General features: G+C 70.9%; 13 protein-coding genes. 12 read left to right on the top strand and 1 reads right to left on the bottom strand.

The features are described from left to right. Positions 1 to 351: 351 nt before the first annotated feature. Both KVT44_RS09900 and KVT44_RS09895 read left to right on the top strand, forming a co-directional pair. The gene (locus tag KVT44_RS09900) at positions 352 to 1,773 is read left to right on the top strand and encodes an NAD-dependent malic enzyme (protein WP_099922397.1); all 1,422 of its coding nucleotides are present in this window, start codon (positions 352 to 354) and stop codon (positions 1,771 to 1,773) included. A gap of 521 nt (positions 1,774 to 2,294) precedes the next feature. Then, positions 2,295 to 2,576: an HU family DNA-binding protein gene (locus KVT44_RS09895; protein WP_007382399.1), complete on the top strand. Its 282-nt coding sequence runs from the start codon at positions 2,295 to 2,297 to the stop codon at positions 2,574 to 2,576. Positions 2,577 to 2,747: 171 nt separating this feature from the next. Here KVT44_RS09895 and murA read toward each other — a convergent pair whose 3' ends face one another. Then, positions 2,748 to 4,094: a UDP-N-acetylglucosamine 1-carboxyvinyltransferase gene (murA, locus tag KVT44_RS09890; protein WP_054229659.1), complete on the bottom strand. Its 1,347-nt coding sequence runs from the start codon at positions 4,092 to 4,094 to the stop codon at positions 2,748 to 2,750. A 280-nt stretch (positions 4,095 to 4,374) separates the two neighbouring features. Here murA and KVT44_RS09885 point away from each other — a divergent pair, with 280 nt between their 5' ends. The 10 genes from KVT44_RS09885 (at position 4,375) to KVT44_RS09840 (ending at position 15,564) form a co-directional block, all read left to right on the top strand. Beyond that, positions 4,375 to 4,950: a YqgE/AlgH family protein gene (locus KVT44_RS09885; protein ID WP_054229660.1), complete on the top strand. Its 576-nt coding sequence runs from the start codon at positions 4,375 to 4,377 to the stop codon at positions 4,948 to 4,950. Between the two features lie 30 nt (positions 4,951 to 4,980). Next, complete coding sequence (locus KVT44_RS09880; protein ID WP_075029065.1) at positions 4,981 to 5,277, top strand: DUF3039 domain-containing protein; 297 nt, start codon at positions 4,981 to 4,983, stop codon at positions 5,275 to 5,277. 277 nt (positions 5,278 to 5,554) lie between these two features. Next, positions 5,555 to 6,850, top strand: a complete 1,296-nt coding sequence (locus tag KVT44_RS09875) for an extracellular solute-binding protein (protein ID WP_217566784.1) — start codon at positions 5,555 to 5,557, stop codon at positions 6,848 to 6,850. Positions 6,851 to 6,854: 4 nt separating this feature from the next. Next, the gene (locus tag KVT44_RS09870; protein WP_254649141.1) at positions 6,855 to 7,799 is read left to right on the top strand and encodes a carbohydrate ABC transporter permease; all 945 of its coding nucleotides are present in this window, start codon (positions 6,855 to 6,857) and stop codon (positions 7,797 to 7,799) included. Next, positions 7,796 to 8,650, top strand: a complete 855-nt coding sequence (locus KVT44_RS09865; RefSeq protein WP_308313942.1) for a carbohydrate ABC transporter permease — start codon at positions 7,796 to 7,798, stop codon at positions 8,648 to 8,650. The genes KVT44_RS09870 and KVT44_RS09865 overlap by 4 nt, the downstream gene beginning before the upstream one ends. 1 nt (position 8,651) lies before the next feature. Then, a complete protein-coding gene (locus tag KVT44_RS09860; RefSeq protein WP_308313941.1) occupies positions 8,652 to 10,310 on the top strand; it encodes a beta-N-acetylhexosaminidase in 1,659 nt (552 codons plus the stop codon). 280 nt (positions 10,311 to 10,590) lie between these two features. Further along, the gene (locus KVT44_RS09855) at positions 10,591 to 11,484 is read left to right on the top strand and encodes a xanthine dehydrogenase family protein subunit M (protein ID WP_054229664.1); all 894 of its coding nucleotides are present in this window, start codon (positions 10,591 to 10,593) and stop codon (positions 11,482 to 11,484) included. Further along, positions 11,481 to 13,100 carry a 2Fe-2S iron-sulfur cluster-binding protein gene (locus KVT44_RS09850; RefSeq protein WP_217566717.1) on the top strand — a complete coding sequence of 540 codons (1,620 nt, stop codon included), beginning with the start codon at positions 11,481 to 11,483 and terminating at the stop codon, positions 13,098 to 13,100. Before KVT44_RS09855 ends, KVT44_RS09850 begins: the two co-directional genes overlap by 4 nt. Beyond that, entirely contained in the window at positions 13,097 to 15,403 is a 2,307-nt protein-coding gene (locus tag KVT44_RS09845) for a molybdopterin cofactor-binding domain-containing protein (protein ID WP_217566716.1), read from the top strand. Before KVT44_RS09850 ends, KVT44_RS09845 begins: the two co-directional genes overlap by 4 nt. Next, positions 15,400 to 15,564: a hypothetical protein gene (locus KVT44_RS09840; RefSeq protein WP_164331724.1), complete on the top strand. Its 165-nt coding sequence runs from the start codon at positions 15,400 to 15,402 to the stop codon at positions 15,562 to 15,564. Before KVT44_RS09845 ends, KVT44_RS09840 begins: the two co-directional genes overlap by 4 nt. Positions 15,565 to 15,741: the final 177 nt, after the last annotated feature.

Raw genomic sequence — 15,741 nt, 5'->3', positions numbered from 1 at the left:
GATGTGACACCGGCCCGATCCAAGCCCCCGGGCCCAACCTTCGTCGCTACGAGCGACCACTTGCCGCGAGGCGAGCATGGCGGGTCGGTGTCACTGAACGAGAAGAGGCTCACGTCACCTGACGTGAGCCTCTTTCGTTGTCCGGCTCTCGTTGGCCGATCGTTTCCCCTGAGGTTCACGTACTCTCGTATGGTGGAAGTTGTCTTCCGAAATCGCCCGCCCTACCTGCGAACAAAACGTTCGCAATCCGGGGCGGCTACCACGTACTGAGGGGTAGGTGCGACGATCGGACGGCATACCCGCGAGACAGCGCGACCCAGCAGTACACGGTGAAAGCAGAGGAAGTCGGCCATGGCAACGGCGCCCAGCGTCTCCTACTCGATTACGGTCCGACTGGAGGTGCCCGCGAGCGGAACCGCGGTCTCCCAGATCACCACGGCCGTAGAGTCCCACGGAGGCTCGGTGACCGGCCTCGACGTGACCGCCTCAGGCCACGAGAAGCTCCGGATCGACGTCACCATCGCGGCGAGCTCCACGGCCCACGCCGACGAGATCGTCCAGCAGCTGCGCGGCATCGAGGGCGTCACGCTGGGCAAGGTCTCCGACCGTACGTTCCTCATGCACCTCGGCGGCAAGATCGAGATGCAGTCGAAGCACCCGATCCGCAACCGTGACGACCTCTCCATGATCTACACCCCGGGCGTGGCCCGCGTGTGCATGGCGATCGCCGAGAACCCCGAGGACGCCCGCCGCCTCACCATCAAGCGCAACTCCGTTGCGGTCGTGACGGACGGCTCCGCCGTGCTGGGCCTCGGGAACATCGGCCCGATGGCCGCCCTCCCGGTCATGGAGGGCAAGGCGGCCCTCTTCAAGCGCTTCGCCGGCATCGACGCCTGGCCGATCTGCCTGGACACCCAGGACACCGACGCGATCGTCGAGATCGTCAAGGCCATCGCCCCCGGCTTCGCGGGCATCAACCTGGAGGACATCTCCGCGCCGCGCTGCTTCGAGATCGAGGCCCGGCTGCGCGAGGCCCTCGACATCCCCGTCTTCCACGACGACCAGCACGGCACCGCGATCGTTGTCCTCGCCGCCCTCACGAACGCCCTGCGTGTGGCGGGCAAGGCCATCGGTGACATCCGGGTCGTCATGTCCGGCGCGGGCGCGGCCGGTACGGCCATCCTGAAGCTGCTCATCGCCGCAGGCGTCAAGAACGCCGTCGTCGCCGACATCCACGGTGTCGTGCACGCGGACCGCGCGGACCTCGTCGACGCGGCCTCCGATTCGCCGCTGCGTTGGATCGCCGACAACACCAATCCCGAGGGCCTCACGGGCACGTTGAAGGAGGCCGTGCGCGGCGCCGACGTGTTCATCGGCGTCTCGGCCCCGAACGTGCTCGACGGCGACGACGTGGCCGCCATGGCCGACGGTGCCATCGTGTTCGCGCTCGCGAACCCCGACCCCGAGGTCGACCCGGCAATCGCCCGCCAGACCGCGGCAGTTGTCGCCACCGGCCGCTCCGACTTCCCCAACCAGATCAACAACGTGCTGGTCTTCCCGGGCGTCTTCCGCGGCCTCCTGGACGCCCAGTCCCGCACGGTCAACACCGAGATGATGCTGGCCGCCGCGGCCGCGCTCGCGGACGTGGTGACCGAGGACGAGCTCAACGCGAACTACATCATCCCCAGCGTCTTCAACGACAAGGTCGCGGGCGCGGTCGCCGGAGCGGTGCGCTCCGCGGCGAAGGCGGCGGGTGTGACAGCGGCGGAGTAGGGCACTCGGCGCCGGTGCGGGGCTCGCCGGGGGTTAGTCGCCCCCGGACCCCGCATCGGCCTGGACGGGCTTGTCCTCGAACGCCGGACGGGCCGGCGGGCCCCCGCCGGATGATGGTGGTCGGTGGTTCCGGCGGTGTGACTTGCTGTGACGATCGCCACGACGGCGGCGCGTCGGCGCGTCGCGGGATGCGGGGTCCCTGGCGGCCCTCTAGGGTGGCGGCCAGGCTCAGGCCTCCCAGGCCCTGCGGTCCGCTGCCGGGAGCGGACGGAGCGTCACCACACTGAGGCAGTGGCGCTTTTCGTGTGACTCCCAAGGGTGTTCGTGTGACTCCCAGGGGTGCCGGATTGGCTTTCCCGCCGCAGGTGGGGGCAGGATGCGTCTTCGGGCGCGAGGGTCTGGCTACGGACCCGGGTCCGGGGACCGACCGAGGGCCCTGGCAGCATCGGCTTCGCCGCATCCAACATGCGGCTCCGCCGCGTGGCACGCCTCAACGGCAAGAAGAACACGGGAGTAACAACATGAACCGCAGTGAGCTGGTGGCCGCGCTGGCCGACCGTGCCGAGGTGACCCGCAAGGACGCCGACGCCGTTCTGGCCGCGTTCGCCGAGACCGTCGGCGAGATCGTCGCCAAGGGCGACGAGAAGGTCACCATCCCCGGCTTCCTGACCTTCGAGCGCACCCACCGTGCCGCTCGCACCGCGCGCAACCCGCAGACCGGCGACCCGATCCAGATCCCGGCCGGCTACAGCGTGAAGGTCTCCGCGGGCAGCAAGCTCAAGGAAGCGGCCAAGGGCAAGTAAGCCGCGTCCGTGTGCCACGGGACGGCACACGAACCGCAGTAACGCCAATGGGGCGGCCCCCTTGACCGGGGGGCCGCCCCATCGTCGTACGCACGCCGAGCGCCGACCGTGTTGCCCGCACGCGGGCCGTGCTGTCCGCGCGCCGTCCGTGTTGCCCGAGCGCCGGCCGTGCTAGCCGAGCGCCTTGCCCGGCAGCTCCACCTTGGCGCCCAGTTCCACCAGCTTCTCCATGAAGTTCTCGTAGCCGCGGTTGATCAGGTCGATGCCGTGGACGCGGGAGGTGCCCTGGGCCGCGAGGGCGGCGATCAGGTATGAGAAGCCGCCGCGGAGGTCGGGGATGACCAGGTCGGCGCCCTGGAGCTTGGTCGGGCCCGAAACGACGGCCGAGTGCAGGAAGTTGCGCTGGCCGAACCGGCAGACCGAGCCGCCGAGGCACTCGCGGTAGAGCTGGATGTGCGCGCCCATCTGGTTCAGCGCGGAGGTGAAGCCGAGGCGGGACTCGTACACCGTCTCGTGGATGATCGACAGCCCCGTGGCCTGCGTCAGGGCGACCACCAGCGGCTGCTGCCAGTCGGTCTGGAAACCGGGGTGGACGTCCGTCTCCAGGGCGATGGACTTGAGCTGCGAGCCCGGGTGCCAGAAGCGGATGCCCTCGTCGTCTATCTCGAACGCGCCGCCCACCTTGCGGTAGGTGTTCAGGAACGTCATCATCGAGCGCTGCTGGGCGCCGCGGACGTAGATGTTGCCTTCGGTCGCCAGCGCCGCGGAAGCCCAGGAGGCGGCCTCCAGACGGTCCGGGAGGGCCGCGTGGGTGTAGCCGCCGAGCGAGTCCACACCGGTGATGCGGATCGTCCGGTCGGTGTCCATGGCGATGATCGCGCCCATCTTCTGCAGTACGCAGATGAGGTCCTCGATCTCGGGCTCCACGGCCGCGTTGGACAGCTCGGTGACGCCCTCCGCGAGCACCGCCGTCAGCAGCACCTGCTCGGTCGCGCCGACGGACGGGTACGGCAGCTGGATCTTCGTGCCGCGCAGCCGCTGCGGAGCCTCCAGGTACTGGCCGTCCGCCCGCTTCTCGATCCGCGCGCCGAACTGCCGCAGCACCTCGAAGTGGAAGTCGATCGGCCGGCCGCCGATGTCACAGCCGCCGAGACCCGGGATGAACGCGTGCCCCAGACGGTGCAGCAGCGGGCCGCAGAAGAGGATCGGGATGCGCGACGAGCCCGCGTGGGCATCGATGTCGGCGACGTTCGCGCTCTCCACGTGCGACGGGTCGAGGATCAGCTCGCCCGGCTCCTCACCCGGACGGACCGTCACGCCGTGCAGCTGCAGCAGCCCGCGCACGACGCGCACGTCGCGAATGTCGGGGACATTGCGCAGTCGGCTCGGAGCGCTGCCCAGCAGGGCGGCGACCATGGCCTTCGGTACGAGGTTCTTCGCACCGCGGACACGGATCTCGCCCTCGAGCGGGGTTCCGCCGTGGACAAGCAGTACATCGTCAGAGCCGTTGACGGTCATGTATCTCGCGTTCCGATGAGTTGGGCAGGAGTATGCGTCGGCAGGCCGGTTGGGCGGGAGCCGAAGAGCAAGGGTAATCGCCGCCTACCCCCCTTAAGTAAGCCCAAGGACCACCCAGCAACGTCATAGCTTTGCCACAACACGAACCGTTCCGAATCGGGCACACGGGGTCACCGACAACGGTGTGCGCGGGGGACGCTCCTCTGCGCCCTGAGCTGCATTCACTCGGGTACGGGTATTGGGTCCCCCTACCCGGGGAAGATGCGGGATCATGTCTGGCATGACCGAGGTGTCCTCGCTCACAGGGCGGCTGCTCGTGGCCACGCCCGCCCTGGCGGACCCGAACTTCGACCGCGCGGTGGTGCTGCTCCTCGACCACGACGAGGAGGGCTCGCTCGGTGTCGTCCTCAACCGGCCGACCCCGGTGGACGTCAGCGACATCCTGGAGGCCTGGGCCGACCTGGCCGGGGAGCCCGGCGTCGTCTTCCAGGGCGGCCCGGTGTCGCTGGACTCGGCGCTGGGCGTCGCGGTGATCCCGGGCGGCGTCGCCTCCGGGGAGCGCGCGCCGCTCGGCTGGCGGCGGGTGCACGGCGCGATCGGCCTCGTCGACCTGGAGGCCCCACCGGAACTGCTCGCCTCGGCCCTCGGCTCCCTGAGAATCTTCGCCGGGTACGCGGGCTGGGGTCCCGGCCAACTGGAGGACGAACTGACCGAGGGCGCGTGGTACGTGGTGGAATCCGAGCCGGGAGACGTCTCCTCCCCGTCCCCGGAGCGCCTCTGGCGCGAGGTCCTGCGCCGCCAGCGCAACGAACTCGCGATGGTGGCGACGTATCCGGACGACCCTTCACTCAACTGATGTCCGTGGCCTTCAGTACCCTTGGCCTTTATGAGCACTCTTGAGCCTGAGACCCAGCCCCAGCGAGGCACTGGGACGGGGACCCTCGTAGAGCCGACGCCGCAGGTGTCGCACGGCGACGGGGACCACGAGCGCTTCGCCCACTATGTCCAGAAGGACAAGATCATGGCGAGCGCCCTCGACGGCACGCCCGTCGTGGCCCTCTGCGGCAAGGTGTGGGTCCCGGGCCGCGACCCGAAGAAGTACCCCGTGTGTCCCATGTGCAAGGAGATCTACGAGTCCATGGGCGCCGGCGGCGACAAGGGCAAGGGCGGCCAGGACAAGTAACGGGCCCCGCCGAGGACCGGCGGGCCGACGATCACGAGGCCCTCGGGGCGCGTTCCGGCGCGCCTCGAGGGCCTTTGTGTCGTGTGCGCCGGCGGTCCTCGCGCCGGGTGCCGTTGCACATGGTGCGCCCCGTGGTCACAGAGTGGTTGAGACCTCTTGTGGACATGTTCATGTAGTCCATAGCCTCCGGTGTGTTGTGCAGAGCGAAACCGCCATTGCGTATGTTGCAACGCCCCCCATCGGAGGATGCTCGATGAAGCTCTCTGCGAAGCTGCCCGTGAAGCTCCCCGCCCGAACGGCCGTCGCCCTCGCCGCCCTTGTCGTCGCCACCGCCTGCGCCCCCCAGACCTCCGACAACTCCTCATCCGGAAAGGACGAGAAGACCGGCACACTGCGGGTCTGGCTCTTCCAGGAGGTCAACAACGGGCCGAAGGAGAAGGTCGTCGACGCGGCCGTCAGCGCCTTCAAGAAGGCCCACAAGGACACCAAGGTCACCATCGAGTACATCCCCGTGGAGACCCGCGCCCAGCGCATGAAGGCCGCCTTCAACGACCCGAAGAGCGCCCCCGACGTCATCGAGTACGGCAACACGGACACGGCCGGCTACGTCAAGGACGGCGGACTCGCCGACGTCACCGAGGAGTTCGCCGACTGGAGCGAGGCCAAGGACACCGACCCGACCGCCAAGCAGTCCGTGACGGTGGACGGGAAGATCTACGGCGCCCCGTTCTTCGTCGGCGTCCGCGCCCTTTACTACCGCACCGACATCCTCAAGGACCTCGGCCTCCAAGCCCCCAGGACCCAGGCCGAGTTGATCTCCACCGCCAAGAAGATCCGCGCGGCCGATCCCGACCTCTACGGACTCGTGGTCGGCGGCGCCTACACGTACGGCGCGATGCCCTTCATCTGGTCCCAGGGCGGCGAGATCGCCCAGGGCAAGGGCGGCTCCTATGCCGCGACCATCGACAGCGCGGCCGCCCAGAAGGGCATCAAGGCCTACACCTCGCTGTTCGGCGCCGACAACTGTCCCGCCGCCAAGTGCGCGGGCATGACCGGCAACGACACCGTCACCGCGTTCTCCTCCGGCAAGGCGGGCATGGCCATCGGCGGCGACTTCAGCCACGCCGCGATCGAGGCCGGGAAGATCAAGGGCAAGTACGCGGTCGTGCCGTTGCCCGGTGTGAAGCCGGGCTCGGTGGCCCCGGCGTTCGCGGGCGGCAACAACATCGGCGTCCTGAAGAGCACCTCGCACCGCACCCTCGCCGTCGACCTGATGGAGCAGCTGGCGAGCAAGAAGACCCAGAGCGAGCTCTTCGGCGCCATGGGGTTCCTGCCCACGTACACCGATGTGCGGGACGCGGTCGCGAAGGAGCAGCCGTTCGTCGCGCCCTTCGTGAAGACCCTCGCCTCGGGCGCCAAGTTCGTGCCCGCCTCGGCCGCCTGGTCCCAGATCGACGCCTCGCTCGTCCTGCCGACGATGTTCCAGGAGGTCATCAGCGGCAAGAAGGACGTCGCGGCGGCCTCGAAGGACGCGGCGAAGAAGATGAACGACGCGTTCAGCTCCGTGGGGTGAGCGGATGACCACGCAAGAGGCCGTCGCCCAACCGGTCACGGTCGCGAAGGCCGTGACCGACCTCCCCGGCCGCCGACGCGCCCGCTGGACCCCCTGGCTCTACCTCGCCCCCGCCCTCGTCGTCCTCGGCGCCCTGCTCGTCTACCCCATCTACCAGCTCGGCCTGATCTCGCTCCTGAAGTACACCCAGGCACAGGTCAGCGGCGGCGAACCGACCGCCTTCGAAGGGTTCGGCAACTACACCACCCTCTTCGCCGACGACCAGTTCTGGCAGGTCCTGATCGCCACGCTGGTGTTCGCGGCGGCCTGCGTGCTCTCCACCCTGGCCGTCGGCTGCGCCCTCGCCGTGCTCCTCACCCGCGTACGGGCCCTGCCGAGGCTCGCGCTGATGCTGGCCGCGCTCGGCGCGTGGGCGACCCCGGCGGTCACCGGGTCCACGGTCTGGCTGTTCCTGTTCGACCCCGACTTCGGGCCCGTCAACCGGGTCCTCGGAATCGGCGACCACTCCTGGACGTACGGGCGCTACAGCGCCTTCGCGCTCGTCCTGCTCGAAGTGGTCTGGTGCTCCTTCCCGTTCGTGATGGTGACGGTCTACGCGGGGATCCGCGCCGTACCGTCCGAGGTGCTGGAGGCGGCCGCCCTCGACGGCGCCTCGCAGTGGCGGATCTGGCGCTCGGTGCTCGCACCGCTGCTCCGCCCGATCCTGGTGGTCGTCACCATCCAGTCGGTCATCTGGGACTTCAAGGTCTTCACGCAGATCTACGTGATGACGAACGGCGGCGGCATCGCCGGCCAGAACCTCGTGCTGAACGTGTACGCCTACCAGAAGGCCTTCGCCTCCTCGCAGTACGGCCTCGGCTCGGCGATCGGCGTGGTCATGCTGGTGATCCTGCTGGCGGTCACGCTGGTGTACCTGCGGCTGCTGCGCAGGCAGGGGGAGGAACTGTGAGCCCGATACCCGGCTTCGTACGGCGTCCCCGGCGCCCCTGGCGGCTCGCCGCCGAGGCGTCCGCGCTGCTGATCGCGGTGGTCGTCGCCTTCCCCCTCTACTGGATGGTGCTCGGCGCCTTCAAACCGGCCGGGGAGATCGAGTCCACCGAGCCCCGGCCGTGGACGCTTTCGCCCTCCCTGGATTCCTTCCGGCGCGTCTTCGGGCAGCAGGAATTCGGCCGCTACTTCGTCAACAGCCTTGTGGTGGCGGGGTCCGTGGTCGTCGTCTCGGCGCTGATCGCGTTTCTCGCGGCGACGGCGGTCACCCGATTCCGCTTCCGTTTCCGGACCACCCTGTTGATCATGTTCCTGGTCGCGCAGATGGTGCCCGTCGAGGCGCTGACGATCCCCCTCTTCTTCCTGATGCGGGACTTCGGCCAGCTGAACACGCTGGGCTCGCTGATCCTGCCGCACATCGCCTTCTCGCTGCCGTTCGCGATCTGGATGCTGAGAGGTTTTGTGAAGGCGGTTCCCGAGGCGCTGGAGGAGGCCGCGTACATCGACGGGGCGAGTCGTACGCGATTCCTCTGGCAGATCCTTTTCCCGCTCGTCTTCCCGGGGCTGGTGGCCACGAGCGTCTTTTCCTTCATCTCGGCCTGGAACGACTTCCTGTTCGCCAAGTCCTTCATCATCAGCGACACCTCGCAGTCCACCTTGCCGATGGCCCTCCTCGTCTTCTACAAGCCCGACGAGCCGGACTGGGGCGGCGTGATGGCGGCGTCCACGGTGATGACGATTCCGGTGCTCATCTTCTTCGTACTCGTACAGCGACGCCTGGTCTCCGGCCTCGGCGGAGCGGTGAAGGACTGACGTGAACGATGTGATTCCGGCGCCCCGTGCCGTAGAGGGCCCCATGCGCTGCGGGGTCGAACTCGACGCGGAGACCACCCTGTGGGCCGCTCCCGGCACGGACGCCACGGAGCGCTGGCTGCGCGCCACGCTCGGCGCCGCGCTCGGCCTGCCGCTGCGACCAGGGCCGCAGGACGCCCGCAACGCCGTACGGCTGCTCCTCGACGACACCCTGGAGCCGGAGGCGTACAAACTCGGCGTCGTCGTCAACCGGGGCATCGAGATCCGGGGCGGCGGCGCGGCCGGGGTCTTCTGGGGTGCGCAGACGCTGCGTCAACTCCTCGGCCCCGACGCCTTCCGCCGCGCCCCCGTCCGGGCGGGGAGGACGTACGGAATCGCGCACCAGGTCATCGAGGACGCACCCCGATTCCCCTGGCGCGGTCTCATGCTCGACGTCTCCCGGCACTTCATGCCCAAGGACGGCGTCCTGCGTCACCTCGACCTCATGGCCGCCCACAAACTCAATGTCTTCCACTTCCACCTCACCGACGACCAAGGATGGCGTGTCCAGATCAAGCGGTATCCGAAGCTGACGGAGGTCGGATCCTGGCGGGCGCGCACGAAATTCGGCCATCGTGCCTCGCCCCTGTGGGAGGAGAAGCCGCACGGGGGCTTCTACACGCAGGACGACATCCGCGAGATCGTCGCGTACGCGGCCGAGCGGCATATCAGTGTCGTCCCCGAGATAGACATCCCGGGGCACTCGCAGGCCGCCATCGCCGCGTATCCGGAACTGGGCAACACCGACGTCATCGACACGACCTCCCTCACCGTCTGGGACACCTGGGGCATCTCCAAAAACGTACTCGCCCCCACTGACAACACCCTGCGCTTCTACGAGGGGGTGTTCGAGGAACTCCTGGAGCTCTTCCCGGCGGACGCCGGCCCGTTCACGCGGTTCTCGCCGTTCTCGGGGTTTGTGCACATCGGTGGCGACGAGTGCGCCAAGGACCAGTGGAAGCGGTCGCCGACCGCGCAGGCGCGCATCAGGGAACTGGGGCTCGCGGACGAGGACGAGTTGCAGTCCTGGTTCGTCCGGCACTTCGACAACTGGCTCTCCGCGCGCGGGCGTCGGCTGATCGGCTGGGACGAGATCCTGGAGGGCGGGCTGGCCGAGGGGGCGGCGGTGTCCTCGTGGCGCGGCTACCAGGGCGGCGTCACGGCCGCCCGCGCCGGCCACGACGTGGTCATGTGCCCCGAGCAGCAGGTGTACTTGGACCACCGTCAGGCCGCGGGCCCGGACGAGCCGGTACCGATCGGATATGTCCGCACCCTGGAGGACGTCTACCGCTTCGAACCCGTTCCACCCGAGCTCACCGAGGCGGAGGCACGGCATGTGCTGGGCACTCAGGCGAACGTGTGGACCGAGGTGATGGAGGACCCCGCGCGTGTGGACTACCAGACCTTCCCCCGGCTCGCGGCCTTCGCCGAGGTCGCCTGGAGCGCCCTGCCCGCCCCCGCCGAGCGGGACTTCGCCGACTTCGAGCGGCGGATGGCCGCCCACTACGGGCGGCTTGACGCCCTGGGCGTGGCCTACCGCCCGCCCACGGGCCCCCTTCCGTGGCAGCGGCGCCCAGGTGTGCTCGGACGCCCGATCGAGGGGGCGCCCCCAAACGTGTGAGGTGACCGCCAACCGGCGTGTCCCGGCCCGTTCGCCCCGGCGCAGTGGCCCCACAAGGCAAAAGGCACCCAAGGGCCACCGAAGAGTGGCAATTCGTACTGACCGGCGATGCCGTAGGAAAACGGACCATCTCCCTGGTGAGGGGGCGAATGCCTCCTAGCGGACCCCCGCGTCGAGGGCCGGGGAAGATGTGCCAGAGTTGCCACGTCCGCCCTGTCAGCACGTACCGTACGCGCAACACAGGTGGGACCAGGTGGGGCAGCGGGAAGGGGCAGCCGGTTTGACCACGCACGCACCGCAGGCGGCGCAGGCCGTGACGCTGCCCGCCTCGCTGGACGAGGCAGTGGCGGCGCTGGCCGCCATGCCCGCCGCCGTCCCCGTGGCCGGCGGCACCGACCTCATGGCCGCCGTCAACTCCGGACAGCTGCGGCCCGCCGCGCTCGTCGGCCTCGGCCGGATCAGCGAGATCCGCGGCTGGCAGTACCAGGACGGCCACGCGCTGCTCGGCGCCGGCCTCACCCACGCCCGCATGGGGCGCCCCGACTTCGCGGCCCTCATCCCGGCGCTCGCCGCCGCCGCGCGCGCCGCGGGACCGCCGCAGATCCGCAACGCGGGCACCCTGGGCGGCAACATCGCCTCGGCGGCCCCCACCGGGGATGCGCTGCCCGTGCTGGCCGCTCTGGAAGCCACGCTGATCATCGCGGGCCAGGGCGGAGCCCGCCGTGAGATCCCGGTGTCGCACCTGCTCGCGGGCATGGAGATGCTCCGCGGCGGCGAACTCATCGGCTATGTGCGGGTGCCGCTGCTGCACGCGCCGCAGGTCTTCCTGAAGGCGACCGGACGCACCGGACCCGGGCGCGCCATCGCGTCCGTGGCGCTCGTCCTGGACCCGGCGCGGCGCGGTGTGCGGTGCGCCGTGGGTGCCATAGCGCCGATGCCGCTGCGGCCCCTGGACGCGGAGGCGTGGGTCGCCCAGCTGATCGACTGGGACAACAACCGGGCGATCGTGCCGGAGGCGCTCAACGCCTTCGGGGAGTACGTCGCCGCGGCCTGCATCCCCGATCCCGTCCCGGCCGAGGACGGCTCCGTACAACAGCTTCCGCCCGCCGTACTGCACCTGCGGCGTACCGTCGCCGCGCTGGCCCGACGAGCACTGGGGAGGGCACTGTCGTGACCGACGACCAGCACGGAGAGGGCACTCCGCGGACCAGCGGCAGGTGGGACCCCCTCCCGCAGGGGGACTACGACGACGGCGCCACCGCCTTCGTCAAGCTCCCCGAGGGCGGAATCGACGCCCTTTTGGCGGAACGTGAGACGCCTCTCGCGGCGCCCGGCCACGGCTATGTGCCCCCCCGGATCACCACGGCGCCCCCGGCGGCCGACCCCGGGGCGACGGGCACCTGGGCCACGCCGGCCGAGGCCGTCCAGTGGCCGGACCCCAACGCCGCGCACCAGGAAGCCGTACGGCACGAGACCGGGCATCAGCAGGCCGCGCACGACGGGTTCTCGTACCACCCCGGCGCCACCGGGCAGTGGGACTTCGGGGAGGCCGCCCGGGAGGGCGCCTCCTCCGGTCACCACCCGGCCGACGCGCCCGGACACGACGTCACCGGACAGTGGTCGATTCCCGTCGCCGGAGGTGATCTTCCGGACGAATCCGGCGAGTTCACCACGTCGGCCCTGGTCGAGCAGTGGGGCGGCACGCCGCCCGCCACGCTCCCGGGCGGCGCGGCGGCGCCGTGGGCGACCTCGGAGATCGGCGAGCCGTGGTCCGCCGCACCGCGCGCGGCGACCCCCGAGGCCCCGGGGGCCTCTGAGGGCCCCGTGGAGCCCGCGCGGCACACGCATGCGGAATCGGCCGCCGAGGCCGCCCAGACGGCCGCGCAGGCCGCTCACGAGGCTCCTGAGCCGGTCGCCGGGCCCACGTCCGCGACGGCCGAGGCGTACGGGACCCAGGACGGGGCCCGACCGGACCACGACCCGGCCACGCGGACTGCTCCGGCAGCGGCCCCGGAGGACTCCTCGGAGTACCTTTCGGAGCATCTTTCCGAGCACCCTTCGGAGCACCCCGAGACCCCGGCGCCGGACGCCCCCGGCGCGGAGGCGAGCGACCCGGACACCCCTGCGCCGCCCCCGCACGACGAACACCCCCTGGCCTCCTACGTCCTGCGCGTCAACGGCGCCGACCGCCCCGTGACCGACGCCTGGATCGGCGAGTCGCTGCTCTACGTCCTGCGCGAGCGCCTCGGCCTCGCGGGCGCCAAGGACGGCTGCTCGCAGGGCGAGTGCGGAGCCTGCAACGTGCAGGTGGACGGGCGGCTCGTGGCGTCCTGCCTGGTGCCCGCCGTCACCGCCGCGAGCAGTGAGGTGCGTACGGTCGAAGGCCTCGCCGCCGACGGACAGCCCTCGGACGTGCAGCGCGCCCTCGCCAAGTGCGGCGCGGTGCAGTGCGGTTTCTGCGTCCCGGGCATGGCCATGACCGTGCACGACCTCCTCGAGGGCAACCCGGCCCCCACCGAACTCGAGACCCGCCAGGCGCTGTGCGGCAACCTGTGCCGCTGCTCCGGCTACCGCGGGGTCCTGGACGCCGTACGCGAGGTCGTCTCCGAACGCCAGGCGCACAGCGCGGCCGCCGCCGAGGCCACACCGGACGCGGGCGAGCCGCGCATCCCGCACCAGGCGGGGCCCGGCGCGGGCGGCGTCAACCCCTCGGCGTTCGAGGACCCTTCTCCGTACGACTCCCAGGCGCCGCATGAGCAGCCGTACGGCCAGGACGGAGGCCAGGCGTGAGCAACGAGACCGCGACCGCGACTCCCGCGGCACCCGACACCGGCCCCGAGCCGCTGCCGCACGGGCTCGGCGTGTCGCTGCCCGCCGCGGAGGCCCGCGCCAAGACGGAGGGCACCTTCCCGTACGCGGCCGACCTGTGGGCCGAGGGCCTGCTGTGGGCGGCCGTGCTGCGCTCGCCGCACCCGCACGCGCGCATCGTGTCCATCGACACCAGCCACGCGCGCGAGATGCCCGGCGTACGGGCGGTCATCACCCACGAGGACGTGCCCGGCTCCGCCCTGCACGGCCGCGGCCGCGCGGACCGCCCGGTGTTCGCTTCCGAGGTCGTACGCCACCACGGCGAACCCATCGCGGCCGTCGCCGCCGATCACCCGGACACCGCGCGGATGGCCGCCGCGGCCGTCATCGTCGAGTACGAAGTACTCGACCCGGTGACCGACCCTGAGCAGGCGTTCGAGGCCGAACCCCTGCACCCCGACGGCAACCTGATCCGGCACATCCCGCTGCGCCACGGCGACCCGGACGCGGTCGGCGAGGTCGTCGTCGAGGGCCTGTACCGCATCGGACGCCAGGACCCGGCCCCGATCGGCGCCGAGGCCGGACTCGCCGTGCCCCGCCCGGACGGCGGCGTCGAGCTCTACGTCGCCTCCACCGACCCGCACACCGACCGCGACACCGCCGCCGCCTGCTACGGCCTGGAGCCCGAGCGGGTGAAGGTCGTCGTCACCGGAGTGCCCGGCGCCACCGCCGACCGCGAGGACCAGGGCTTCCAGCTCCCGCTCGGCCTGCTGGCCCTGCGGACCGGCTGCCCGGTGAAGATCACCGCGACCCGCGAGGAGTCCTTCCTCGGACACGCCCACCGGCACCCCACCCTCCTGCGCTACCGCCACCACGCCGACACCGAGGGCAGGTTGGTGAAGGTCGAGGCGCAGATCCTGCTCGACGCGGGCGCCTACGCCGACACGTCCGCCGAGTCGCTGGCCGCCGCGGTCTCCTTCGCCTGCGGTCCCTACGTCGTCCCGAACGCCTTCATCGAGGGCTGGGCCGTGCGCACCAACAACCCGCCCTCCGGCCATGTGCGCGGCGAGGGCGCCATGCAGGTCTGCGCCGCCTACGAGGCGCAGATGGACAAGCTCGCCAAGAAGCTCGGCCTCGACCCCGCCGAACTGCGCCTGCAGAACGCGATGGCCACCGGGGACGTGCTTCCGACGGGCCAGACGGTGACCTGCCCGGCACCGGTCGCCGAACTGCTCCAGGCCGTACGCGACTACCCCCTGCCTGCACTCCCCAAGGACACCCCCGAGGACGAGTGGCTGCTCCCGGGCGGCCCCGAGGGCGCGGGCGAACCCGGCGCCGTACGCCGCGGGGTCGGCTACGGCCTCGGCATGGTCCACATGCTCGGCGCCGAGGGCGCGGACGAGGTCTCCACGGCCACGGTCAAGGTCCACGACGGCGTCGCCACGGTGCTGTGCGCGGCCGTCGAGACCGGCCAGGGCTTCACCACCCTGGCCCGCCAGATCGTCCAGGAGACCCTCGGTATCGACGAGGTGCACGTGGCACCGGTCGACACCGACCAGCCGCCCGCGGGCCCCAGCTGCCGGGGCCGCCACACGTGGGTGTCGGGCGGAGCGGTCGAACGCGCCGCGAAGATGGTCCGTACGCAGCTCCTGCAGCCCCTGGCGCACAAGTTCGGCATGTCCACGGAGCTCCTCCAGATCACCGACGGCAAGATCACCTCGTACGACGGTGTGCTCTCGACCACCGTCACGGAGGCGATGGACGGCAAGGAGCTGTGGGCCACCGCGCAGTGCCGTCCGCACCCGACCGAGCCGCTGGACGAGGCGGGCCAGGGCGACGCCTTCGTGGGCCTGGCCTTCTGCGCGATCCGCGCGGTGGTGGACGTGGACATCGAACTGGGCTCGGTACGGGTGGTGGAGCTGGCGCTCGCCCAGGACGTCGGCCGGATCCTCAACCCCGCCCAGCTCACGGCCCGCATCGAGGCGGGCGTCACCCAGGGCGTCGGTGCCGCGCTCACGGAGAACCTCCGCACCGCCCGCGGTCTGGTCCGCCACCCCGACCTCACCGGTTACGCCCTCCCGACCTCCCTGGACGCCCCCGACATCCGCATCGTCAAGCTCGTCGAGGAGCGCGACGTCGTCGCCCCCTTCGGCGCGAAGGCGGCCAGCGCGGTGCCGGTCGTGACGTCCCCGGCGGCCATCGCGTCCGCCGTACGGGCGGCGACGGGCCGCCCCGTCAACCGCCTCCCGATCCGTCCGCAAGCCGCCGTGGTGACCACGTCATGAGTACCCCCGAGCCGACGACCCACGACCCCGAGCCGACGACCCACCTCCCCGAGCAGCCGCGCTACGAGCCCCCGCCGAGCGTCGGGAAGCTGGCGCTGTGGGTGCTGCTGTTCGTCGTGGCGGCCGTGGTGGTCGTCCTGGGCGGCCTGTACCTCACCTGAGCGGGGCGGCGGCCGCGGCTGATCGTTGGTGTCGGCCACGACCGGGCGCCCCCCGATGGCTTGAACCCGTGCGTTTCCGGGCCGTACGTCCTGCGTGCCTGCGGGTTTCCGGCGTTGTCAGTGGGGCGGCGTATGGTTCTCGGTCAGTGGGGAACTGCCGCTGGGCGGCGGCGAGTT

It is taken from the genome of Streptomyces sp. GbtcB7, from assembly GCF_019091445.1.
Lineage (GTDB): Bacteria > Actinomycetota > Actinomycetes > Streptomycetales > Streptomycetaceae > Streptomyces > Streptomyces mirabilis.
Note: the sequence above shows the minus strand (reverse complement) of the source record. Positions and strands in the feature narration are given on the sequence as shown.

Coding starts and splice junctions, on each gene's coding strand:
- KVT44_RS09900 (WP_099922397.1), top strand. CDS start 352: ATGGCAACGGCGCCCAGCGTCTCCTACTCGATTACGGTCCGACTGGAG.
- KVT44_RS09895 (WP_007382399.1), top strand. CDS start 2,295: ATGAACCGCAGTGAGCTGGTGGCCGCGCTGGCCGACCGTGCCGAGGTG.
- murA (WP_054229659.1), bottom strand. CDS start 4,094: ATGACCGTCAACGGCTCTGACGATGTACTGCTTGTCCACGGCGGAACC.
- KVT44_RS09885 (WP_054229660.1), top strand. CDS start 4,375: ATGACCGAGGTGTCCTCGCTCACAGGGCGGCTGCTCGTGGCCACGCCC.
- KVT44_RS09880 (WP_075029065.1), top strand. CDS start 4,981: ATGAGCACTCTTGAGCCTGAGACCCAGCCCCAGCGAGGCACTGGGACG.
- KVT44_RS09870 (WP_254649141.1), top strand. CDS start 6,855: ATGACCACGCAAGAGGCCGTCGCCCAACCGGTCACGGTCGCGAAGGCC.
- KVT44_RS09840 (WP_164331724.1), top strand. CDS start 15,400: ATGAGTACCCCCGAGCCGACGACCCACGACCCCGAGCCGACGACCCAC.